Source organism: Burkholderia sp. PR2 (assembly GCF_052372875.1).
Lineage (GTDB): Bacteria > Pseudomonadota > Gammaproteobacteria > Burkholderiales > Burkholderiaceae > Burkholderia > Burkholderia diffusa.
This window is the reverse complement of record NZ_JBQRWH010000004.1, coordinates 2,247,503-2,268,762: the sequence shown is the minus strand read 5'-3', so window position 1 is coordinate 2,268,762 and position 21,260 is coordinate 2,247,503. Positions and strand designations below refer to the sequence as shown.

Annotated in this window: 16 protein-coding genes; 12 read left to right on the top strand and 4 right to left on the bottom strand. The window is 67.8% G+C overall.

The genetic code is table 11. From position 1 onward, the window contains the following. Position 1 precedes the first annotated feature (1 nt). From ACT2FV_RS27650 to ACT2FV_RS27640, 3 genes are all read left to right on the top strand, one after another. Positions 2-388, top strand: a complete 387-nt coding sequence (locus ACT2FV_RS27650; RefSeq protein ID WP_444505176.1) for a RidA family protein — start codon at positions 2-4, stop codon at positions 386-388. A gap of 101 nt (positions 389-489) precedes the next feature. Beyond that, positions 490-1,560 (top strand): porin, encoded by a 1,071-nt coding sequence (locus ACT2FV_RS27645; protein WP_425127077.1) that lies wholly within the window; start codon positions 490-492, stop codon positions 1,558-1,560. A gap of 92 nt (positions 1,561-1,652) precedes the next feature. Further along, the gene (locus ACT2FV_RS27640) at positions 1,653-3,071 is read left to right on the top strand and encodes an amino acid permease (protein WP_059608434.1); all 1,419 of its coding nucleotides are present in this window, start codon (positions 1,653-1,655) and stop codon (positions 3,069-3,071) included. Positions 3,072-3,092: 21 nt separating this feature from the next. On the opposite strand, the gene ACT2FV_RS27635 is transcribed toward ACT2FV_RS27640, so the two are convergent. Then, positions 3,093-3,995 carry a LysR family transcriptional regulator gene (locus ACT2FV_RS27635; protein ID WP_059608433.1) on the bottom strand — a complete coding sequence of 301 codons (903 nt, stop codon included), beginning with the start codon at positions 3,993-3,995 and terminating at the stop codon, positions 3,093-3,095. A 173-nt stretch (positions 3,996-4,168) separates the two neighbouring features. On the opposite strand from ACT2FV_RS27635, the gene ACT2FV_RS27630 reads away from it, so the two are divergent. The 3 genes from ACT2FV_RS27630 to ACT2FV_RS27620 all read left to right on the top strand — a co-directional run bounded on the left by ACT2FV_RS27630 (position 4,169) and on the right by ACT2FV_RS27620 (position 8,729). After that, positions 4,169-5,923, top strand: a complete 1,755-nt coding sequence (locus tag ACT2FV_RS27630; RefSeq protein ID WP_444505175.1) for an acyl-CoA dehydrogenase family protein — start codon at positions 4,169-4,171, stop codon at positions 5,921-5,923. A 14-nt stretch (positions 5,924-5,937) separates the two neighbouring features. After that, the gene (locus tag ACT2FV_RS27625) at positions 5,938-7,140 is read left to right on the top strand and encodes a CaiB/BaiF CoA transferase family protein (protein WP_444505455.1); all 1,203 of its coding nucleotides are present in this window, start codon (positions 5,938-5,940) and stop codon (positions 7,138-7,140) included. Positions 7,141-7,316: 176 nt separating this feature from the next. Beyond that, positions 7,317-8,729, top strand: coding sequence for an MFS transporter (locus ACT2FV_RS27620; protein WP_124622283.1), 1,413 nt, complete (start codon positions 7,317-7,319; stop codon positions 8,727-8,729). A gap of 170 nt (positions 8,730-8,899) precedes the next feature. Here ACT2FV_RS27620 and ACT2FV_RS27615 read toward each other — a convergent pair whose 3' ends face one another. Together ACT2FV_RS27615 and argA are read right to left on the bottom strand one after the other, a co-directional pair. Then, a complete protein-coding gene (locus ACT2FV_RS27615; protein ID WP_006478357.1) occupies positions 8,900-9,175 on the bottom strand; it encodes an oxidative damage protection protein in 276 nt (91 codons plus the stop codon). A gap of 53 nt (positions 9,176-9,228) precedes the next feature. After that, positions 9,229-10,608 carry an amino-acid N-acetyltransferase gene (gene argA, locus ACT2FV_RS27610; RefSeq protein ID WP_044847668.1) on the bottom strand — a complete coding sequence of 460 codons (1,380 nt, stop codon included), beginning with the start codon at positions 10,606-10,608 and terminating at the stop codon, positions 9,229-9,231. A gap of 23 nt (positions 10,609-10,631) precedes the next feature. Here argA and hrpA point away from each other — a divergent pair, with 23 nt between their 5' ends. The 5 genes from hrpA to ACT2FV_RS27585 all read left to right on the top strand — a co-directional run bounded on the left by hrpA (position 10,632) and on the right by ACT2FV_RS27585 (position 18,717). Then, the gene (hrpA, locus tag ACT2FV_RS27605; protein WP_444505174.1) at positions 10,632-14,816 is read left to right on the top strand and encodes an ATP-dependent RNA helicase HrpA; all 4,185 of its coding nucleotides are present in this window, start codon (positions 10,632-10,634) and stop codon (positions 14,814-14,816) included. A 169-nt stretch (positions 14,817-14,985) separates the two neighbouring features. Then, entirely contained in the window at positions 14,986-15,975 is a 990-nt protein-coding gene (locus ACT2FV_RS27600) for a YVTN family beta-propeller repeat protein (RefSeq protein ID WP_059608430.1), read from the top strand. Positions 15,976-15,991: 16 nt separating this feature from the next. Further along, positions 15,992-16,966, top strand: coding sequence for a sterol desaturase family protein (locus ACT2FV_RS27595; protein ID WP_444505173.1), 975 nt, complete (start codon positions 15,992-15,994; stop codon positions 16,964-16,966). Positions 16,967-17,077: 111 nt separating this feature from the next. Next, a complete protein-coding gene (locus ACT2FV_RS27590; RefSeq protein ID WP_059608428.1) occupies positions 17,078-17,905 on the top strand; it encodes an EI24 domain-containing protein in 828 nt (275 codons plus the stop codon). After that, positions 17,902-18,717: a competence/damage-inducible protein A gene (locus ACT2FV_RS27585; RefSeq protein ID WP_124903519.1), complete on the top strand. Its 816-nt coding sequence runs from the start codon at positions 17,902-17,904 to the stop codon at positions 18,715-18,717. The genes ACT2FV_RS27590 and ACT2FV_RS27585 overlap by 4 nt, the downstream gene beginning before the upstream one ends. A gap of 137 nt (positions 18,718-18,854) precedes the next feature. Here ACT2FV_RS27585 and ACT2FV_RS27580 read toward each other — a convergent pair whose 3' ends face one another. Further along, entirely contained in the window at positions 18,855-19,319 is a 465-nt protein-coding gene (locus tag ACT2FV_RS27580) for a rhodanese-like domain-containing protein (RefSeq protein ID WP_124622293.1), read from the bottom strand. Between the two features lie 406 nt (positions 19,320-19,725). On the opposite strand from ACT2FV_RS27580, the gene glnA reads away from it, so the two are divergent. After that, the gene (glnA, locus tag ACT2FV_RS27575; RefSeq protein ID WP_059608425.1) at positions 19,726-21,141 is read left to right on the top strand and encodes a type I glutamate--ammonia ligase; all 1,416 of its coding nucleotides are present in this window, start codon (positions 19,726-19,728) and stop codon (positions 21,139-21,141) included. Positions 21,142-21,260: the final 119 nt, after the last annotated feature.

Below are 21,260 nucleotides of genomic sequence, written 5' to 3'. Positions count from 1 at the left end.
GATGGCAGACACCATCCCGGTCGACTTGCCCCAGCTCGCGCAGCCGTTCTCGTGGGCGACCCGCGCAGGCGGGCTGATGTTTACCGGCCATGGGCCGGTAGATGCGTCCGGCGCGATCGCCGGCGACACGATGGCCGAGCAGGCGCGCATCACGCTCGGCAATCTCGCGAAGGCCGTCGCGGCGGCGGGCGCGACGATGGACGACGTCGCGCAGGTGCTCGTCTACCTGTCCGACGTGAAGGCGATGCCCGAATTCGATGCCGAATACCGGCGTCATTTCGGCGAGCCGTATCCGAACCGCACGTGCGTGGGCGTGCAGGGCTTCGCGCACCCTGACATGCGCGTCGAACTCGTCGCGTATGTCGCGCTGCCGGCGGCACGCGGCTAGCCGGCACGCGACTTCGCGACGATTGCAGCACCCACGATTACCGACAAGCACCAACACCCCCCCGACAAACATCAAATATTCAGACAAGGATGGAGACGAAGATGAGGCGTATCACTCGATTCGCACTACCAACGATAGCGGGCCTGCTCGCTGCGAGCGGCGCGATGGCGCAGAGCAGCGTGACGCTGTACGGCATCGTCGACCAGAGCATTCGCTACACGACGCATGCGAACGCGTCGAATGACGCGAGCGTGCAGATGACCAACGGCGCGATCACCAACAGCCGCTGGGGCCTGAAGGGCAGCGAAGCGCTCGGCGGCGGCCTGAAAGCGATCTTCCAGCTCGAGAGCGGCTTCGAGCCGCAGAACGGGCAGCTCGACGGCGCGCTGTTCGGCCGCTATGCGTATGTCGGCCTGGCGAGCGACTGGGGCACCGTGAGGCTCGGCCGGCAGGCGACCGAGGCGTTCAACCTGTTCGGCGATCTCGATCCGCTGACGGTCGGCAACTACACGGCCAACATGTGGCCGTACTTCCTCACGCAGGGCCGTGCGAGCAACGTGGTCAGCTACGACGGCACGTTCGGCGGGCTGAACGTCGGCGCGAGTTACGGCTTCGGCGGCGTCGCGGGCAGCCTCGGCGCGAATGCGTACTGGGGTACGCACGTGTCGTACACGCTCGGCGGGCTCATGGTCGGCGCGACCTACCAGCAGGTGCGCGACCTGAACAGCCGTGCGCAGCAGGCATGGGGCGCGGGCGCGCGCTACGCGTTCGGCGCGGCGACGCTGTACGCGGGCTATCTCGGCGGCATCGATCGCACGGGCATGCTCGACCGGCAACTGCTGAACGCGCCGGGCCGCGACGTGACCTACGGTTCGTTCGCCGACAATCCGCGCCGCGACGCGATCTTCTATACCGGTGCGAGCGTGAAGGTCACGCCAGCGGTGTCGGTGACCGGCGTCGCGTACTACGACGACATCCGCAACGTCAACGGCATCGCAGGTAACGGCGGCAAGCGCTATACGGGCGTGCTCGAGGCCGAGTACGCTCTGTCGAAGGCAACGCAGGTCTACGCGACGGTCGACTACAACCGCGTGACCGGCGGCGCGTTCACCGAAATGCCCGGACGCGGCAACCAGACGGGTATCGCGGCCGGCTTGCGCCACATGTTCTGAGCACGCGGCGCGCGGTGGCCGGTGCGGTCCGGCACCGGTCCGTGCGCCGTCGACGTTTCGACCGGACACACGCTTTCGAACGAGGTCATTCGATGCAACCAGAAGGGCAATTCCAGCACATCGCGGCGCGCGAGCAGGGTCTGCGCCGCACGCTTTCCGCACGGCAGATGGCGATGATCGCGATCGGCGGTGCGATCGGCACGGGTCTCTTTCTCGGCAGCGGGTTCGCGATCGGCTTTGCCGGCCCGAGCGTGCTCGTCAGCTACGCGATCGGCGCGTTCATCTCGCTGTTGCTGATGGGCTGTCTCGCGGAGATGACGGTCGCGCACCCGACCTCCGGGTCGTTCGGCGCGTACGCCGAACATTACGTGAGCCCGTGGGCCGGGTTCCTCGTGCGCTATGCGTACTGGGCGTGCATCGTGCTTGCGGTCGGCACCGAAGTCACCGCGATCGCGCTGTACATGAAGTACTGGTTCCCGGGCGTACCGGGCTGGCTGTGGATCGTCGGCTTCTCGGCGCTGCTCGTGTTCGTCAACGCGCGCAGCGTCGACGTGTTCGGCGCGGTCGAATACGGCTTCTCGGTCGTGAAGATCGCGGCGATCGTCGGCTTCATCGTGCTGGGCGCTTACGTCGTGTTCGGTAATCCGGCGCTGGTCGGCGACGGCGCGGCCGGCGCAGGCTTCCACCATTACACCGAGCATGGCGGCTTCTTCCCGAAGGGGATGTGGGGAATGTGGGTCGCGGTGATCGTGTCGATCTTCAGCTACCTGAGCATCGAGATGATCGCGGTCGCGGCGGGCGAGGCGGAAGATCCCGAGCGCGCGGTGACGCGCGCGTTCCGCTCGACGATCGTGCGGCTCGTGCTGTTCTACCTCGTCACGCTCGCGCTGATGCTCGCGATCGTGCCGTGGACGGCGGCGGGGCGCGACGAGAGCCCGTTCGTGAAGGTGATGGAGGCGATCCACCTGCCGGGAGCGGCCGGGCTGATCAACTTCGTCGTACTGATCGCCGCGCTGTCCGCGATGAACAGCCAGCTCTACATCACGACGCGGATGATGTTCAGCCTGTCGCGCGCGGGTCACGCGCCGAAGGCGCTCGGCGAGGTGAACGCGCGCGGCGTGCCGTTCGGCGCGCTGATGCTCTCGACGCTTGGCATCGCGCTCGCGACGGTCCTGAGCGTGCTGTATCCGGACGCGTCGTTCACGATCATGATGTCGGTGTCGATGTTCGGCGCGCTGTTCACGTGGATGATGATCTTCGTCACGCATTACTGCTTCCGGCGGCGTCGCGCGGCGCTCGGCCTGCCGGCGCCCGCGTTCCGGATGCGCGGCTTTCCGCTGCTGACGCTGCTCGGCGCCGCGCTGATGCTCGCGGTGATGGTGACGACCTACTTCACGGCCGAATTCCACATGACGCTGATCTTCGGCATTCCGTTCCTTTTCGCGCTGTCCGTCGTGTACGCGGTGTGGTATCGGCGCGCGCAGCCGGTGCTGCAGCCGGAAGCGAAGTAGCGCAGGAGTGCCGGCGCCTGCTCAGCCCGCGAGCGCGGGCAGCGCGTCGATCGACGCGCGCACGTAGTCGGCGAAGCGCAGCGCGACCGGTTCGGCGGTGCCGCTGCGCTTCAACTCCAGCGTGCGCGATTCGAGCGACGCATCCTTCAGCGGCCGGAACACGAGCCGGTCGCTCTTCACCTGCTGCAGCACGCGCGGCACGAGCGCGATGCCCATCCCGAATTCGATCATCGACAGGATCGTCTGCCACAGCCGCGCCTCATGACGGATCAGCGGGCTGAATCCCGCGTTCACGCATTGCGCGATGATCAGGTCGTGATAATGCGGCGCCGCGTCGCGCGGAAACAGGATGAACGGTTCCGCGGCCAGCGCGGCGAGTGTGACCTGCCGGCGCCGCGCGAGCGGATGCGCGGCCGGCAGGCAGCACACGAACGGTTCGGCGTAGACGGGCGCCGATTCGACCTCGGGCGGGCAGTGGCCCCAGTGCGCGTAGCCGAGATCGATCTGGCCGCGCTGGATCGCCTGCACCTGCGCCTGCGTGTTCATCTCGCTCAGCACGATCTCGACGCTCGGATAGTCGGCCTCGAAGCGCCGCACGGCATCGGGCAGCCCGCGATACAGCATCGAATGGACGAAGCCGATCCGCAGCCGGCCGGCGAGACCGGACGCCGAGCGCACCGTGAGACGCTCGGCCTCGGCCGCCTGCAGCAGCAGCCGGCGCGCTTCGCCGAGCAGCACGGCGCCCGCGTTGGTCAGTGCGACCGTCTTGTTGGTGCGGGAAAAAAGCTGCACGCCGAGCGCATCCTCGAACTTGCGGATGTCGAAGCTCAGCGCCGGCTGCGAGATGAACAGGCGCTTCGCCGCGCGCCCGAAATGCAGTTCCTCGGCGACCGCCACGAAGTAGCGCAACTGCCTCAGTTCCATGGTGTCTCCTCCCCGCATCGGCATCGATAAGCGTCGTCTATCGTACCGGATAAATCCTGTATTGGACGCTTATCGATCGCGCGCCTACGCTCTGCTGAACGCCTGGCACCCGCCGGCCGCGCCGCCACGGCGCGGGCACCGGCCGGCAGCCGGGCCACCATGGAGACGCATGCATGAACGACACCGCTCGCACGCCGGACACCGGCGCGGCCAACAACATCCCCGATAGCCGGGGCATCAATTTCTTCACGGCCGATCCCGACCTCGGCGCGTTGCTGAAGCTGCATCTCGGTGCGACCCGATACGCGGAACTCGAACCGCAGCTGCACGCGCTCGGCGCGCGCGTGGCGGGCGAACTCGACGCGTGGGCGTCGCGCGCGGACAAGCATCCGCCCGTGCTCGAGCATCGCAACCGGCGCGGCGAAGCCGTGCAGCGGATCGACAAGGATCCCGCGTATGTCGCGCTCGAACGGGTCGCCTATTCGGAACTCGGGCTCGCGGCGCTGAGCCACCAGCCCGAGGCGGTGGCGCCGCTCGTCAAGTACGCGCTGACGTTCCTGTTCGTCCAGGCGGAATTCGGGCTGTGCTGCCCGGTCAGCATGACCGATTCGCTGACGCGCACGCTGCGCCGTTTCGGGGATCGGGCGCTCGTCGAGCAGTATCTGCCGATGCTCGCGTCGCGCGATTTCGACACGCTGTTCCAGGGCGCGATGTTCATGACCGAGCAGGCGGCCGGTTCTGACGTCGGCCGCATCGCGACGCGCGCGGTGCGCGAAACCGACGCGCAGGGCGGGGCGGTGTGGCGTCTGTACGGCGACAAGTGGTTCTGCTCGAACGCGGACGCCGACCTGGCGATGGTGCTCGCGCGGCCCGACGGCGCGCCGGACGGCATCAAGGGCCTCGCGTTGTTCCTGTTGCCGAAGACGCTGCCGGACGGCTCGCGCAACCGCTACCGGATCGTACGACTGAAGGACAAGCTCGGCAGCCGTTCGATGGCGAGCGGCGAGATCGCGCTCGAAGGCGCGCAGGCTTACCTGATCGGCGAGATCGGCCGCGGTTTCCACCAGATGGCCGACATGATCAACATGTCGCGGCTGTCGAACGGCGTGCGCGCGGCCGGGCTGATGCGGCGCGCGCTGAACGAGGCGCTGCACGTCGCCGCGCATCGCGAGGCGTTCGGCCGCAAGCTGATCGAGATGCCGCTGATGCAGCGTCAGCTGATGAAGATGCTGCTGCCCGCCGAGGCCGCGCGCGCGATGTTCATGCAGATCGCGATGCTGCTGCCGCAGGCGGATGCAGGCGACGAGCAGGCCGCGCGCTGCGTGCGCATCCTGACGCCGCTGATCAAGTTCCGCGCGTGCCGCGATGCGCGTCGCGTGACGGGCGACGCGATGGAGGTGCGCGGCGGCACCGGCTACATCGAGGAATGGAGCGATGCGCGTCTCGTGCGCGACGCGCATCTCGGCTCGATCTGGGAAGGCACCAGCAACATCGTGGCGCTCGACGTCGCGCGCGCCGCGCAGCGCGAGCAGGCGCTCGACGCGCTGCGCACGTTCCTCGGCGACCGGCTCGGCGCGGCGCCGCTGCCCGACGCGAGCCGCGCGGCGCTGCGGCGCATTCTCGTGCGCGCGTGCGATGCGCTTGCACGGGTTGCGGCTGAAGGCGACGACGCGCGCGTGCGGCAGGCTGCGTCGGCGCTTTACTACGCGAGCGCGGCCGTGCTGATGGCGTGCGAGGGCGCAGAGCTCGCACCCGATTACCGGCGCCTCGCGCTCGCGCACTTGATCGTGCGTCACAAGCTGCTGCCGGTCGACCCGCTCGCACCGGCGTCGCGCGACGACGAAGCGGCGGCGTTCGACGCGCTGCTGCGCGGCACGACGGTGCCGCTCGACATGGCGCTCGACTTGCTGCCGGAGGTCGAACGATGAGCGCGACGGAAGCGATGAACGCGCCGCGCGGCGCCCTTGACGGCCTGAAGATAGTCGACTTGAGCCGCGTGCTCGGCGGTCCGTACTGCACGCAGGCGCTCGCCGATCACGGCGCGACGGTGATCAAGATCGAGCCGCCGGGCGGCGACGAGACGCGCGGCTGGGGGCCGCCTTTCCTCGGCGACACCGCGTGGTACTTCATGGGCGTGAACCGCAACAAGGAAGGGCTCGCGCTCGACCTGTCCCGCAACGAAGGGCGCGCGATCCTGTGGCGCCTGCTGGAGGACGCCGACGTGCTCGTCGAGAACTTCAAGCCAGGCACGCTCGCGCGCTGGGGGATGGACTATGCGCGCGACCTGCAGCCGCGTTTCCCGCGCCTGATCCACTGCGCGGTGACGGGCTTCGGCGAGGATGGGCCGCTCGGCGGGTTGCCCGGCTACGACGCGGTGATCCAGGCGATGGCCGGGCTGATGAGCGTCAATGGCGAGCGCGACGGCGACGCGATGCGCATCGGGTTGCCGATCGTCGACATGGTCACGGGGCTCAACGCGCTTGCCGGCATCCTGCTGGCGCTCGCGGAGCGCGAGAAGAGCGGGCTGGGGCAGTCGATCGACATCGCGCTGTACGACTGCGGCGTGTCGCTGCTGCATCCGCACCTGCCGAACTTCTTCGGATCGGGGCGCGTGCCCGAGCGCAGCGGCAACGCGCATCCGAACATCGCGCCGTACGACAGCTACCGCACGGCGACGGTGCCGATCTTTCTCGCGGTCGGCAACGACCGGCAGTTCGCGCGCCTCGTCGCGTATCTCGGCGCGCCGGCGCTCGCGGGCGATCCGCGCTTCGCCGACAACCGCAGCCGCTGCGCGCACCGGCTCGAGCTGAAGGTCGAGCTCGAGGCACGGCTCGCCGCCCATCCGTGCGAGCCGCTGGCGCGCGACCTGATGGCGGCTGGCGTACCGTGCGGGCCGGTGCGCACGGTCGCCGATGTCGCGCGCGACCCGCATGCGCTGCACCGCGCGTTGTTCGTCGAGATCGGCGCATATCGCGGCACCGCCTCGCCGGTGAAGCTGTCGCGCACGCCGGCGACCTATCGTTCGCCGCCACCCGCGCTCGGCCGCGACACGCGCGCGGTGCTCGACCGCCTCGGCGTCGATCCCGCGCTCCAGCAGCAACTGCTCGACGCCGGCGTGCTGAAGGTCGCGCCGGACCCGGCGTGACCGGCCGGGTGGTGCTCGCACGCCAGCATCCTCGGCCGACGCATCGCAGGGAAAAGCAGCGCAACGCAAGGCAACTCAAAGCGCAGTAAAGCACCACCGCCAGCCGGCGGCGCAAGGCCGGCCATCCGGCAAGGCGCGCGACAGTCGCGCCGCCGATCACGAACATGGAGACATCGATGAGCCGTCCGCAATCCCCATCCGCCGCGCAGCCGCGGCCCGGCCGTGCCGCCCTCGCGGCGTTCGTCGGCACCACGATCGAGTGGTACGACTTCTACATCTACGGCACGGCCGCGGCGCTCGTGTTCGGCAAGGTGTTCTTTTCCCGCACGATGGATCCGGGCGTCGCGACGCTGCTCGCGTTCGTCACGTTCTGGGCCGGCTTCGCCGCGCGGCCACTCGGCGGCATCGTGTTCGGGCATCTCGGCGACCGCGTCGGCCGCAAGACGGCGCTCGTGATCACGCTGGTGATGATGGGGCTCGCGACGACGGGCATCGGCCTGTTGCCCGGCTATGCGTCGATCGGCGTGTGGGCGCCCGCGGGCCTCGTCGTGCTGCGCGTGCTGCAGGGCATCGCGGTCGGCGGCGAGTGGGGCGGCGCGGTGCTGATCGCGAGCGAGAATGCGCCGAAGCATCGCAGCATCCTCTATGCGGCGTTCGCGCAGCAGGGCTCGCCCACCGGCAACCTGCTCGCCACCGCCGCGTTCTTCGCGCTGAGCGCGCTGCCGACGCCGTCGTTCCTGATGTGGGGCTGGCGCATTCCGTTCCTGCTGTCGGCCGTGCTCGTGATCATCGGCATGGTGATCCGGCTGCGGCTCGAGGAGTCGATCGACATGCAGCGCGTGCTCGCACGCAAGCGCACGGTGAAGCTGCCGCTGCGCGACGTCGTGCGCGACCACTGGCCCGTCGTGCTGCTCGCGGCCGGCACGCTGCCGGTGATCAACGTCACGTATTTCCGCAGCACGTTCGCGCTGTCGTGGGCGACGAAGGAGCTCGGCTACGCGCAGGGCACGTTCCTCGGCATCCTGTCGATCTCGCTCGTCGTGCAGTTCCTGATGCAGCCGGTCGGCGCGTGGTTCGTGTCGAAGGTCGACATGCGGCGCGCGATGTGCTGGATCCTGATTCCCGAGATCGTGCTGATGCCCGTGATGTTCCATGCGCTCGCGACGCGTTCGTACTGGGTCGCCGTCGCGGGCATGTGCATCTCGACGATTCCGTCGGCGATGTTCTACGGCGCGGTCGGCGGCGTGCTCGCGCGCGTGTTTCCGGCCAACATCCGCTATACGGGCCTGTCTCTCGCGTATCAGTTGAGCGCGCTCGTCGTCGGCGGCGGCACGCCGGTGCTCGCGCAGGCGATCCTCAATGCGACGGGCAGCATCGTCGGCGTCGCGATCGCATCGGGGCTGTACGCGCTCGTGTCGCTCGCGTGCATGCTGGCGCTGCTGAATCGCACCGGGTATCGCGCGGACGAGCTGTCGAGCGCCGAGCGCAGCGATGCGGCCGAATGGGGCACCGAAGGCGCGAGCGCTGAAAGTCCGGCCGGCGAGACCGCGCAGGCGGGCGACCGCAGTGCGTTGAAACCGGCGGGTTGAATCCGCCGGGCCGGCGTGACGTGCCGATTCGGCGGCAGCGAACGCGCCGGCCGGATCGCATCGACCCGATTCTGCCCTCCCAAAAGCAAACGGCACCGTGCGATACACGGTGCCGTTTGCTTGGCTTCTCGTCGCTGCCGGTGCGACCGGCCTGCGCGATTCGCGGTGCTTCAGCCTTCCGTCGGCGGCACGTAGCCGGACGCCTGGTCCGCGCCGTCGCCGAAGAAGTACTTCTCGGTCTGCTTCATCAGGTACTGGCGCGCGCGCGGGTCGGCCATGTTCAGGCGGTTTTCGTTGATCAGCATCGTCTGCTGCTTCAGCCAGCCTTGCCACGCTTCCTTCGAGACGCTCTCGTAAATGCGCTTGCCGAGTTCGCCCGGCAGCGGCGGGAAATCGAGGCCTTCGGCTTCCTTGCCGAGCTTCGCGCATTGGATCATTCGAGCCATCGTGTACTTCTCCTGTAATCGGTGTCTGGGGGGAAGGGCAGTCGTGCCTGCGCTCAGAGCTGCTTCATCAGCACGAGCGACTTGCGCTGCCAGTTATAGAGTTTGCGACGGTCTTCCGGCAGGTCGTCGACGCTGACCTTCACGAAGCCGCGCTTGAGGAACCAGTGCTCGGTGCGCGTCGTGAGCACGAAGATGTGCGTGAGGCCGCGCGCGCGGGCGCGCTGCTCGATGCGCTTGAGCAGGCGTTCGCCGTCGCCCGAGCCCTGTGCTTCCGGCGCGACCGTCAGGCACGCCATCTCGCCGATCTTCTCCTGCTGGTACGGGTACAGCGCCGCGCAGCCGAACAGCACGCCATCGTGCTCGATCACCGAGAAGTGGTCGATGTCGCGTTCGATCTGGTGGCGGCCGCGCCGCACCAGCGTGCCGTCCGACTCGAGCGGCTCGATCAGCGACAGGATGCCGCCGACGTCGTCCGGCGTCGCTTCGCGCAGGCTCTCGAGGTTCTCGTACGAGATCATCGTGCCGACGCCGTCGTGCAGGAACAGTTCGAGCAGCATGCTGCCGTCGAGCGACTGCGGAATCAGGTGGGCGCGGGTCACGCCGCCGCGGCATGCGCGGATCGAGTGCTTCAGGAAGAACGCATCGTCGCCCTGGATGTTGCCGGAATCGAGCAGCTCGGCGGCCGCGTCGAGCGACATTTCGCGGATCAGCCCGCCTTCGTCGTCGACGATGCCGGGTGCTTCGGTCAGGAAGATGATCTTGTCGGCGCGCAGCGCGATCGCGGCGGCCGACGCGACGTCTTCCATCGACAGGTTGAACGCCTCGCCGGTCGGCGAGAAGCCGAGCGGCGACAGCAGCACGAGCTTGCGGCTCGCGAGCGAATGACGGATCGATTCGGCGTCGATCTTGCGCACGATGCCCGTGTGCGCGAAATCGACCCCGTCGAGAATCCCCACTGGCCGTGCGGTCACGAAGTTGCCGGACACGACGCTGATGTGCGCGTGCGCCATCGGCGAGTTCGGCAGACCCTGGCTGATCGCTGCCTCGATGTCGAGACGCACTTCGCCGGCCGCTTCCTTCGCGGATTCGAGCGCGCGCGCATCGGTGATGCGCAGCCCGTGCGAAAACTCGGATTCGACACCGTGCAGGCTCAGCTGCTCCTCGACCTGCGGCCGCGAGCCGTGCACGAGCACGATCTGGATGCCCATCGCCTGCAAGAGCGCGATGTCGGACACGAGCGCATTCAGCAGCCCCTGCTGCACCACCTCGCCGCCGAACCCCACGACGAACGTGCTGTTGCGGAACTTGTGGATATAGGGCGCGACGGAGCGCATCCAGTCGACGAACTGCGCGTGGCTGGCGGCCGAATCGTCGGCGGCCGGCGGCGTCGCGGCGCCGGTCTGGGCGGGTGGGAGGTCGGTTTGGGAATTCATGGGCGGGATTATAATGCGCCCCCATGTCGAATGTACCTAAAAGTCCCGCGCCGACGCGGGCCAAAGCGCCGTCGGCCCGGCACCCTGAGGGTGCGGCCGATGCGCGTCAGCAGCAGGGCCAGCCGGCGCGCCAGCAGCAACAGCGGGCGGGGCAGCCGCCGCGCGGCGACGAGCGGCGCCGCGAACCGGGTCAGCCGGCCGCGCAGGGCGCACCACAGGCCGCCGGCGAGCGCGCGCCGCGCCGCGAACGTCCGCCGCGCGCCGCCATCGCGCCCAATCCCGTTCCGCCGATCACCTACCCCGAAAGCCTGCCCGTGTCGGGCAAGCGCGACGAAATCGCGCGCGCGATCGCCGGTCATCAGGTCGTCATCGTCTGCGGTGAAACGGGTTCGGGCAAGACCACCCAGCTGCCGAAGATCTGTCTCGATCTCGGCCGCGGCCTCGGCGCCGGCGGCACCGGCCTGATCGGCCATACGCAGCCGCGGCGCCTGGCCGCGTCGTCGACCGGCCGGCGGATCGCCGAGGAGCTCGGCACGCCGTTCGGCGAGGTGGTCGGCTACAAGGTGCGCTTCACCGACAATCTCGCGCCGGGCGCGTCCGTCAAGCTGATGACGGACGGCATCCTGCTCGCCGAGACGCAGACCGATCCGCTGTTGAAGGCGTACGACACGCTGATCATCGACGAGGCGCACGAGCGCAGCCTGAACATCGACTTCCTGCTCGGCTACCTGAAGGAAATCCTGCCGAGGCGGCCGGACCTGAAGCTGATCGTCACGTCCGCGACGATCGACGCCGACCGCTTCGCGCGCCATTTCGGCACCGACGAGCGCCCGGCGCCCGTGATCGAGGTGAGCGGGCGGCTGTATCCGGTCGAGATGCGCTACCGGCCGGTGGCCGAGGATCGCCCCGCCGTGAAGAACGCCGAAGGCACGGGCGGCCGCGATCGCGTGAAGACCGCGCGCGAGGCCGAACGCGACCTGATGGACGCGATCGTCGACGCGGTCGACGAACTGTGCCGCGAAGGCCCCGGCGACGTGCTGGTGTTCCTGCCCGGCGAGCGCGAGATCCGCGAGGCGGCCGAGGCGCTGCGCAAGCATCATCCGCCGCATACCGAGATCCTGCCGCTGTTCGCGCGGCTGTCGGCGGCCGACCAGGACAAGGTGTTCAAGGCGTCGAACGCACGCCGCATCGTGCTCGCGACCAACGTCGCCGAAACGTCGCTGACGGTGCCGGGCATCCGCTACGTCGTCGACACCGGTCTCGCGCGGGTGAAGCGCTATTCGTACCGGAACAAGGTCGAGCAGTTGCAGGTGGAGTCGATCTCGCAGGCCGCCGCGAATCAGCGCGCGGGCCGCTGCGGCCGGGTGGCCGACGGCGTCTGCATCCGCTTGTACGAGGAAAGCGACTACCAGGCGCGCGCGCGTTTCACGGATCCGGAAATCCTGCGCTCGTCGCTCGCGTCGGTGATCCTGCGGATGAAGTCGCTGCACCTGACGGCGATCGAATCGTTCCCGTTCCTCGAGCCGCCGCCCGGCCGCGCGATCGCGGACGGCTACCAGCTGCTCAACGAACTCGGCGCGGTCGACGACGACAACGCGCTGACGCCGCTCGGCCGCGAACTCGCGCGGCTGCCGCTCGATCCGCGCGTCGGCCGGATGATTCTCGCCGCGCGCGACCAGCAGTCGCTGCGCGAGGTGCTGATCATCGCGAGCGCGCTGTCCGTGCAGGACCCGCGCGACCGTCCGATCGAGGCGCAGGAGCAGGCCGACCAGGCGCACCGCCGGTTCGCCGACGAGCGCTCCGAATTCCTGCAGTGGCTGAAGATCTGGGCGTGGTTCGAAGAAGCCGTCGCGCACAAGAAGTCGAACCGCCAGCTGGTCGACGCGTGCCGGCAGAACTTCCTGTCGCACCTGCGGCTGCGCGAATGGCGCGATGTCCATTCGCAGCTGCTGACGGTCGTGCGTGAGCACGGCTGGCGGCTCAACGAGGTCGAAGCGACCTATGAACAGGTCCATCTGGCCCTGTTGACGGGCCTGCTCGGCAACCTCGGCATGAAGGCCGACGACGATCCGCACTACCTCGGTGCGCGCGGGATCAAGTTCTACCTGTGGCCGGGTTCGGCGCTCGCGAAGAAGGCCGGCCGCTGGGTGATGGCGGCCGAACTCGTCGAGACGAGCCGGCTGTATGCGCGCTGTCTCGCGAAGATCGAGCCGGAGTGGGTCGAGAAGATCGGCGCGCACCTCTTGAAGAAATCGCTGTCGGAGCCGCACTGGGAAAAGCGTCCCGCGCAGGTCAGCGCGTTCGAGCGCGCGACGCTGTACGGGCTGCCGATCTACCACCGCCGGCGCGTCGCGTTCGGCAAGCAGGATCCGGCGCGGGCGCGAGAGCTGTTCATCCGCGGCGCGCTGGTCGAGGGCGAGTTCGACACGAAGCTGCCGTTCTTCGCACACAACCGCAAGCTGCTCGCCGACATCGAGCAGCTCGAGCACAAGTCGCGCCGCCAGGACGTGCTGGTCGACGACGAGCTGATCTACGCGTACTACGACCAGGCGATTCCGGAGGGAATCCACACGGGCGCCGCGTTCGAGCGCTGGTATCGCGACGAGGTGAAGAAGAGCGGTCAGGCAGAGGAGAAGCAGCGCCTGCTGTACCTGTCGCGCGACGACCTGATGCGCCACGAGGCGGCCGGCGTGACGACCGAGCTGTTCCCGAAGCGCGCGACGATGGCCGGTGTCGAGATGGCGCTCACGTACCATTTCGAGCCCGGCACGCCGCGCGACGGCGTGACGCTCGCGGTGCCGCTGTACGCACTGAACCAGGTCGACGCGCGCCGCTGCGAATGGCTTGTGCCGGGGATGCTGAAGGAAAAGGTGCAGTTGCTCCTGAAGTCGCTGCCGCAGAAGCTGCGCCGGCACTGCGTGCCGCTGCCCGAATACGCGGCCGGCTTCGTCGAGCGGACGGGCCGCGAGCGCTTCGGCGCGGGCGGCCTCGTCGAGGCGCTGATCGCCGACGTGCGCGGCGAGACCCAGGTCGCGATGAAGACGGCCGACTTCAAGCTCGAGACGTTGCCCGCGCACCTGTTCATGAACTTCAAGGTGATCGACGAGCACGGCCGCCAGCTCGCGATGGGGCGCAATCTCGCGCAACTGCGCCAGGAGCTCGGCGCGCAGGCGCAGCAGCAGTTCCAGAAGATCGCGGCGGCATCGACGATCGCGCCTGGCGGCGAAGCGGGCGAGGGCGATGCGGGTGACGCGCCCGCGCTCGCCGCGGTGCCGGGTTCGGCGGCGAAGGGCGGCAAGCCGGGCAAGGGCGCGGCGCCGCACACGGCCGCCCCGGCGGAAGCCGGCGCGACCGCGCTGTACGAGAACCTGACGACGTGGAACTTCGGCAAGCTCCCCGAACTGCTGGAGATCCGCCGCCGTGGCCAGACACTGTACGGCTATCCCGCGCTCGTCGATCGCGGCACGCATTGCGACGTCGAGGTGTTCGACTCGCCGGAGGAGGCCGCGCGGATCCACCGGGCCGGTTTGCGGCGACTGTTCGCGCTGCAGTTGAAGGAGCCGATCAAGTTCCTCGAGAAGAACCTGCCGGGGCTGCGCGAGATGGCGATGCAGTACATGTCGCTCGGCACGCAGGACGAGCTGCGCGACCAGCTGATCGACACGGCGCTCGACCGCGCGTGCCTTCAGGATCCGCTGCCCGACGACGACGCGAGCTTCCACGCGCGCCGCGACGAGGGTAGGAGCCGCCTGAACCTGCTCGCGCAGGAGATCGCGCGGCTCGTCGGGCAGATCCTCGCCGAGTATGCGGGGCTTGCGAAGAAGCTCGCGCAGGCGAAGCCGTTCGCGCAGGCCCACGCCGATCTGCAGCAGCAGCTCGCTGCGCTGGTCGGCAAGCGCTTCGTGATCGACACGCCTTACGTGCAGCTTGCACACTTCCCGCGCTACCTGAAGGGCATCGCGCTGCGGATCGACAAGCTGAAGGCCGACCCGGCGCGCGACGCGAAGCAGTCCGGCGAGCTGCTGCCGCTCGTCCAGCAGTATCAGCGCGCGGTGTCGCAGCGCGGCGGCGTCGCCGATCCGCGCCTCGCGGAATTCCGCTGGCTGCTGGAGGAGCTGCGAATTTCGCTGTTCGCGCAGGAACTGCGCACGCCGATGCCTGTCTCTGTCAAGCGTCTGCACAAGGTGTGGGAGTCGATGCAGCGCTAGTGCAACGGCGATCGGCCGGGCCCGCACCGGTTGCAGGTCCCGGCCGCTCCAAGGCGCCGGCCGCATGGCAGCCGCGACCTGCGTCGAAGTGGCGCAATGCCGCCTTAGGTCAACCGGTGGGGCCTGCCGAGCGTTCTACAATGACTGCTGTTCCACGACGTGAGTCTTCATGCGCACTTTCCTTTCCTTCGGCCGCACGCTTGCGCTGGCCGCCGCCGTGCTGGCGCCCGCCGCACACGCGAATAACGTGATCATCCTCAATTCGGCCGAGGCGACGCTTTCCCTGATCGACCAGCAGACCCGCGAAGTCGTTTCCACGCTGCCGACCGGCAAGGAACCGCACCATCTGATGGCGACGCCGGACAATTCGTCGCTGATCGTCGCGAATTCGGTCTCGAACAGCCTGATGTTCCTCGATCCGAAGACGGGCAAGCTGCAGCGCACCGTCGAGGGGATCGACGATCCGTACCAGCTCGGTTTCTCGCCCGACCGCAAGTGGTTCGCGGCGGCGGGGTTGCGGCTCGACCGCGTCGACATCTACAGCTACGACGGCCACGACGTGCATCTCGCGAAGCGCGTGCCGCTCGCGGTGATGCCGAGCCACCTCGCATTCACGAAGGACAGCAAGACGCTGCTCGTGTCGCTGCAGGTGTCCGGCGAGATCGCGGCGATCGATCTGCCGACGCAGACGGTCAAGTGGAAGATGAAGGTCGGCAAGGTGCCGGCGGGCCTGTGGCTCACGCCGGACGACAAGTTCCTGCTGGTCGGGATGACCGGCGCGGATTACGTCGCGGTGGTCGACTGGCGCAACCAGAAGGTCGTCAAGCAGATCCATACGGGCAACGGCGCGCACAACTTCCGCTCGCTTGCCGACGGCACGCACGTCGCGGTCACCAACCGGGTCGCGAACACGATCAGCATCATCGACGAGAACACGCTGACCAACGTCGGCGACATCACCGGCCTGCTGCCGGGGCCGGACGACATGGAATTGTCCGCCGACAAGAAGACGCTGTGGGTGACGTTCCGTTTCGCGAAGAAGGTCGGTATCATCGATCTCGCATCGCGCAAGCTGGTGCAGACGATCGCCGTCGGCCGTTCGCCGCACGGGATCTACTTCTACGACCGCGCGCCGTGGAAGGCTGCGAACGGCGCGTGACGGGCGGAGGCGAGCGATGCTGCACCTGATCGATGCGTTCGTGTCGGACATCCAGACCTGGCTGTACGTCGATGTCGTGCAGCCGCTCCTCTTCAAGTTCAACCTGATGGGCTATGACGAGGACACCTACGACGCGCTGTACTGGGTGATCATCGGCGCGCTGCAGATGGTGCTGATGTTCGCGCTGCTGCGCCCGCTCGAGGCGCTGCTGCCGGTCGAGCGCTGGCAGAACCGCCGCGCGGTGCGGGTCGACGTGATCTATACGGCGATCTCGAAGCTCGGCATCTATACGCTGTTCTTCTTCTTCGCGCTGCAGCCGGTGTTCGACCACTTCCAGGCATGGCTGCGCCTGCACGGCGTCGCGAACTTCAACCTCGACTATCTGTGGCCGGGCGTGACCTCGCAGCCGATCGTCGCGTTCGCGATCTACCTCGTCGTGCTCGACTTCGCCGGCTACTGGTATCACCGCTGGCAGCACAAGTTCGGCATCTGGTGGGAACTGCACGCGGTACATCACAGCCAGCGGCAGATGTCGCTGTGGTGCGACGACCGCAACCACCTGCTCGACAACGTGATCCAGTCGTGCTTCTTCGCGGCGATCGCGCTCGTGATCGGCGTGACGCCGTCGCAGTTCGTCGTGTTGACCGCCGTCACGAACTTCATGCAGAGCATCCAGCATACGAATGCGCGGCTGTCGTTCGGCTGGCTCGGCGAGCGCCTGCTCGTGAGCCCGACCTTCCACCGGCGCCACCACGCGGTCGGCTACGGCCACGAAGGCACCAAGTACGGGTGCAACTTCGGCGTGCTGTTCCCGTGGTGGGACATGATGTTCGGCACCGCATCGTGGAACCGCACGGTCGAGCCGACCGGCATCCGCGAGCAGGTCGAAGGCGTGTCCTACGGCGACGGCTTCTGGGCGCAGCACGGCCTCGCGTTCGTGCGCATCTTCCGGCGCCTCGTTCCCGCGAAGCGTGGCGCGGCGTCGGCCTGACCTCGTCGCTTTCCCGTTGAACGGCTCTCCTTCACGGCCCGCATGCGCTTTGGCGCATGCGGGCCGTGTGGTTTATCCTTTCCCCGTTTTTCATCGTCGATACAGGTTCGCATGAACGACTTGCTGCGCTCCTTCGTCCGGGCCTTCGTCAGCGCGCTGCACCCGCGCATGCTGTGGCTCACCCTGATGCCGTTCGTCGTCTCGGCGCTGCTGTGGGGCGTCGTGCTGTGGTTCTCGTGGCAGACGCTGATCGATGCCGCGCGCGGCGCGCTCGACGGCTTCGTGCTCACGGCCGTGCTGTACCGCATGTTCGACGCGATCGGGATGTCGCAGCTGCATGCGGTCGTCGCGCCGTTCGTCGTCGTCTCGCTCGCGATTCCGCTGATCGTGCTGACCGTGCTGCTGCTGATCGCGACGATCTCGATGCCGGTCGTGATCAAGCACCTGTCGAACCGGCAGTTCGCTACGCTCGAGGCGAAGCGGGGCGGCACGTTCTTCGGCAGCGTGTTCAATTCGCTCGGCGCGGCCGTCGTCGGCGTCGTGCTGCTGGTCGTCACGATCCCGCTGTGGCTGATTCCGCCGTTCTTCGCGCTGCTGCCGCCCGTGATCTGGGGCTGGCTGACCTACCGCGTGATGACCTACGACGCGCTCGCGCAGCACGCGAGCCGCGACGAGCGCCGTGCGCTGGTGCGGCAGCATCGTTGGCCGCTGATCGGCATCGGCGTCGCGACGGGGCTGCTCGGTACCGTGCCCACCTTCGTGTGGGTGTCGTCGGTCTGGATGATGGTGCTGTTTCCGTTCGTGGCGGCGGCCATGATCTGGGTTTACGCTTTCATCCTCGTCTTCTCGGCGCTGTGGTTCGGGCACTATTGCCTGCGCGCGCTGGACGACCTGCGCGCGAGTTCGCGCGCCACCGCAATCGACATGGGGCAGGCATGAGCATCGGCATCATCATCATCGGCGACGAAATCCTTTCGGGGCGCCGGCAGGACAAGCACCTGACCAAGGTCATCGAGCTCCTCGGCGCGCGCGGCCTCGCGCTCGACTGGGCCGAATACGTCGGCGACGATCCGGCGCGGATCACCGCCACGCTCGCTCGCGCGATCGCGTCCGGCGACATCGTGTTCTCCACGGGCGGGATCGGCGCGACACCGGACGACCACACGCGCCAGTGCGCGGCCGCCGCACTCGGCGTGCCGCTCGAGCTGCACCCGGAAGCAAAGGCGCTGATCTCGGAGCGTATCCGCGAGACGCACACCGATCCGGCCAGGCCGGTCGATTTCGAATCGCCGGAAAACCAGCATCGCTTCAACATGGGCGTGTTCCCGGCGGGCGCGACGATCATCCCGAACGGCTACAACCGGATTCCCGGGTTCTCGGTCGGCGATCTCCATTTCGTGCCGGGCTTCCCGGTGATGGCGTGGCCGATGATCGAATGGGTGCTCGACACGAAGTACGGGCATCTCCATCACGCGACGCCGCACGCGGAGCGCTCGCTGTACGTGTTCGAGCTGCCGGAATCGACGCTCACGCCGCTGATGGAGAAGATCGAGCGCGATTTTCCGGGCGTGCGCGTGTTCAGCCTGCCAAGCGTGGGCGACGCCGAGCGCGGCGGGATCTACGCGCGCCGGCATATCGATCTCGGCGTGAAGGGCGAGCCGGAGGCGGTCGCGGCCGCGTTCGTGAAGCTGCGCGAAGGCGTGCACCTGCTCGGTGGCGACGTGGTCGAGCCGGACGTGCCGCGCGCCTGAGGGCCGCGCATCGGTTACCGATGCGGGCCGCGGAGAGGCCGCACAAAAACCACGGGCCGCGCAACGCGGCCCGTCATCGGGGTGTCATCGCCCGCCTCGACGATGTCGCAATCGGGCGTGCTTCGGCGGATGCGCCGTCAGGCGCCGATCCACGGCAGTTTCCGGAAGCACCAGCCGTCGACCGTCTTGCGGTGGCCTTCCGCATCCTTGCCGCCCTCGAAGCCTTCGAGCAGATCGAAGGCCTTCGTGAACCCGGCCTGCGTCGACGCGACCGCGGCGAGCTTCGAGCGCGCGGCGCTGCGGCACAGGAACAGGATGGGCGTATCGGCCGGGAGGGCCGCTTTCAGCTGATCGACGAATTCGGCGTTCGGCACGCCGCCCGGGTAGCGCGTCCATTCGAGGTGCAGGTACTGGCCGTCGCCGACGAGCGGGCGGCCGATCCAGTCGAGCTCGGCGCGGGTGCGCACGTCGACGAGGCGTGCCGACGGGTCGAGCTGCAGCAGTTCGAATGCCTCGACCGGCAGCAGTGCGCCGGCATAGGGGAGCGCGCCCTGGGCGCGGCGTTCTTCGGCCTTCGCGTAAAGCTGGTCGAGCGTACTCATGGCAGGAGGTCTCCGTATCGGTCAAACGATCATTCTAGCGCGGTGCCGCCGCGCGGATGTCCGCTTGCCCGGCAGGGTATGCACCGCCCACGTGTTCACCAAAAAAGTGCAGAATGGCACGCATGCACCAGAATGATTCCATGGCATCGACGCGCTTCGCCGTTTGCACCATGGAGGTGCGGTCAGGCGATCGCCGATGCGGCGCCCGGCCCCGGAATCGCGCAGCCGGGCCCTGCCGTGGCGCGGGCTGGCGCGATTCATGTCGCTTCTGTGCATGGCTGGCACGGTTGCTGCTATATAGAATTCGGTCGACCCGGGGCGCGCTGCGCCAAAGCCAGACTCCGGGCAGCTCGATAAACGAGGCGGTTCCCAGTCCGCCGGAATTGTTCAATCAGGAGAAGAGGTTATGAGTAAAACCGTCGCCGACGTCATGCAGCTCGTGAAGGACGAGGACGTCAAGTTCATCGATTTCCGCTTCACGGATACGCGCGGCAAGGAACAGCACGTGTCGGTGCCGGTTTCGGCGTTTGACGAAGACAAGTTCGAAAGCGGTCATGCATTCGACGGCTCGTCGATCGCCGGCTGGAAGGGCATCGAGGCGTCGGACATGCTGCTCATGCCGGACCCGAGCGCTGCGTTCATCGACCCGTTCTACGAAGAGTCGACCCTCGTGCTGACCTGCGACGTGGTCGAGCCGGCCGACGGCAAGGGCTACGAGCGCGATCCGCGTTCGCTCGCGAAGCGCGGCGAAGCGTACCTGAAGAGCACGGGCATCGGCGACACGGCCTACTTCGGTCCGGAACCGGAATTCTTCATTTTCGACTCGGTCCAGTGGAACACGGACATGTCGGGCTGCTTCGTGAAGATCAACTCGGAAGAAGCACCGTGGTCGGCAGGCAAGGAATTCGAAGGCGGCAACACGGGCCACCGTCCGGGCACGAAGGGCGGCTACTTCCCGGTCGCGCCGGTCGACACGTTCCAGGACATGCGTTCGGAAATGTGCCTGCTGCTCGAACAGCTCGGCATCCCGGTCGAAGTGCACCACCACGAAGTGGCGGGCCAGGGCCAGAACGAAATCGGCACGAAGTTCTCGACGCTGGTGCAGCGCGCGGACTGGACGCAATGGTCGAAGTACATCATCCATAACGTCGCGCACTCGTACGGCAAGACGGCGACGTTCATGCCGAAGCCGGTCGTCGGCGACAACGGTTCGGGCATGCACGTTCACCAGTCGATCTGGAAGGACGGCCAGAACCTGTTCGCGGGCAACGGCTATGCCGGCCTGTCGGAACTGGCGCTGTTCTACATCGGCGGCATCATCAAGCACGCCCGTGCACTGAACGCGATCACGAACCCGACGACGAACTCGTACAAGCGTCTGGTCCCGCACTTCGAAGCACCGGTCAAGCTCGCTTACTCGGCGCGTAACCGTTCGGCATCGATCCGCATTCCGCACGTGTCGAACCCGAAGGGCCGCCGTATCGAAACGCGCTTCCCGGATCCGATGGCGAACCCGTACCTGTGCTTCACGGCACTGATGATGGCCGGCCTCGACGGGATCCAGAACAAGATCCACCCGGGCGAAGCCGCGGACAAGAACCTGTACGACCTGCCGCCGGAAGAGGATGCAAAGATCCCGACCGTCTGCGCAGGCCTCGACCAGGCACTGGAAGCGCTCGACAAGGATCGCGAGTTCCTGACGCGCGGTGGCGTGTTCACCGACGGCATGATCGATGCATACCTCGCGCTGAAGGAGCAGGAGCTGGCGAAGTTCCGCATGACGACGCATCCGATCGAGTTCGAGATGTACTACTCGCTGTAATCGGCGATGGCGCTTCGATTCAGCGCCGTCATGCCGGTTCGTTCCCGTCGCGCGGCTTGCGGCGGGAACCGCGGAGTCTGAAAGGGGACGGCGTCCAGCCGTCCCTTTTTTGTTCCGAG

Bases quoted from the DNA above. Each gene is read 5' to 3' on its own strand.
- ACT2FV_RS27595 (WP_444505173.1), top strand. From the start codon at position 15,992: ATGCTGCACCTGATCGATGCGTTCGTGTCGGACATCCAGACCTGGCTG.
- ACT2FV_RS27650 (WP_444505176.1), top strand. From the start codon at position 2: ATGGCAGACACCATCCCGGTCGACTTGCCCCAGCTCGCGCAGCCGTTC.
- ACT2FV_RS27590 (WP_059608428.1), top strand. From the start codon at position 17,078: ATGAACGACTTGCTGCGCTCCTTCGTCCGGGCCTTCGTCAGCGCGCTG.
- ACT2FV_RS27615 (WP_006478357.1), bottom strand. From the start codon at position 9,175: ATGGCTCGAATGATCCAATGCGCGAAGCTCGGCAAGGAAGCCGAAGGC.
- ACT2FV_RS27645 (WP_425127077.1), top strand. From the start codon at position 490: ATGAGGCGTATCACTCGATTCGCACTACCAACGATAGCGGGCCTGCTC.
- ACT2FV_RS27625 (WP_444505455.1), top strand. From the start codon at position 5,938: ATGAACGCGCCGCGCGGCGCCCTTGACGGCCTGAAGATAGTCGACTTG.
- ACT2FV_RS27635 (WP_059608433.1), bottom strand. From the start codon at position 3,995: ATGGAACTGAGGCAGTTGCGCTACTTCGTGGCGGTCGCCGAGGAACTG.
- ACT2FV_RS27580 (WP_124622293.1), bottom strand. From the start codon at position 19,319: ATGAGTACGCTCGACCAGCTTTACGCGAAGGCCGAAGAACGCCGCGCC.
- hrpA (WP_444505174.1), top strand. From the start codon at position 10,632: ATGTCGAATGTACCTAAAAGTCCCGCGCCGACGCGGGCCAAAGCGCCG.
- ACT2FV_RS27585 (WP_124903519.1), top strand. From the start codon at position 17,902: ATGAGCATCGGCATCATCATCATCGGCGACGAAATCCTTTCGGGGCGC.
- ACT2FV_RS27600 (WP_059608430.1), top strand. From the start codon at position 14,986: ATGCGCACTTTCCTTTCCTTCGGCCGCACGCTTGCGCTGGCCGCCGCC.
- ACT2FV_RS27640 (WP_059608434.1), top strand. From the start codon at position 1,653: ATGCAACCAGAAGGGCAATTCCAGCACATCGCGGCGCGCGAGCAGGGT.
- argA (WP_044847668.1), bottom strand. From the start codon at position 10,608: ATGAATTCCCAAACCGACCTCCCACCCGCCCAGACCGGCGCCGCGACG.
- glnA (WP_059608425.1), top strand. From the start codon at position 19,726: ATGAGTAAAACCGTCGCCGACGTCATGCAGCTCGTGAAGGACGAGGAC.
- ACT2FV_RS27620 (WP_124622283.1), top strand. From the start codon at position 7,317: ATGAGCCGTCCGCAATCCCCATCCGCCGCGCAGCCGCGGCCCGGCCGT.
- ACT2FV_RS27630 (WP_444505175.1), top strand. From the start codon at position 4,169: ATGAACGACACCGCTCGCACGCCGGACACCGGCGCGGCCAACAACATC.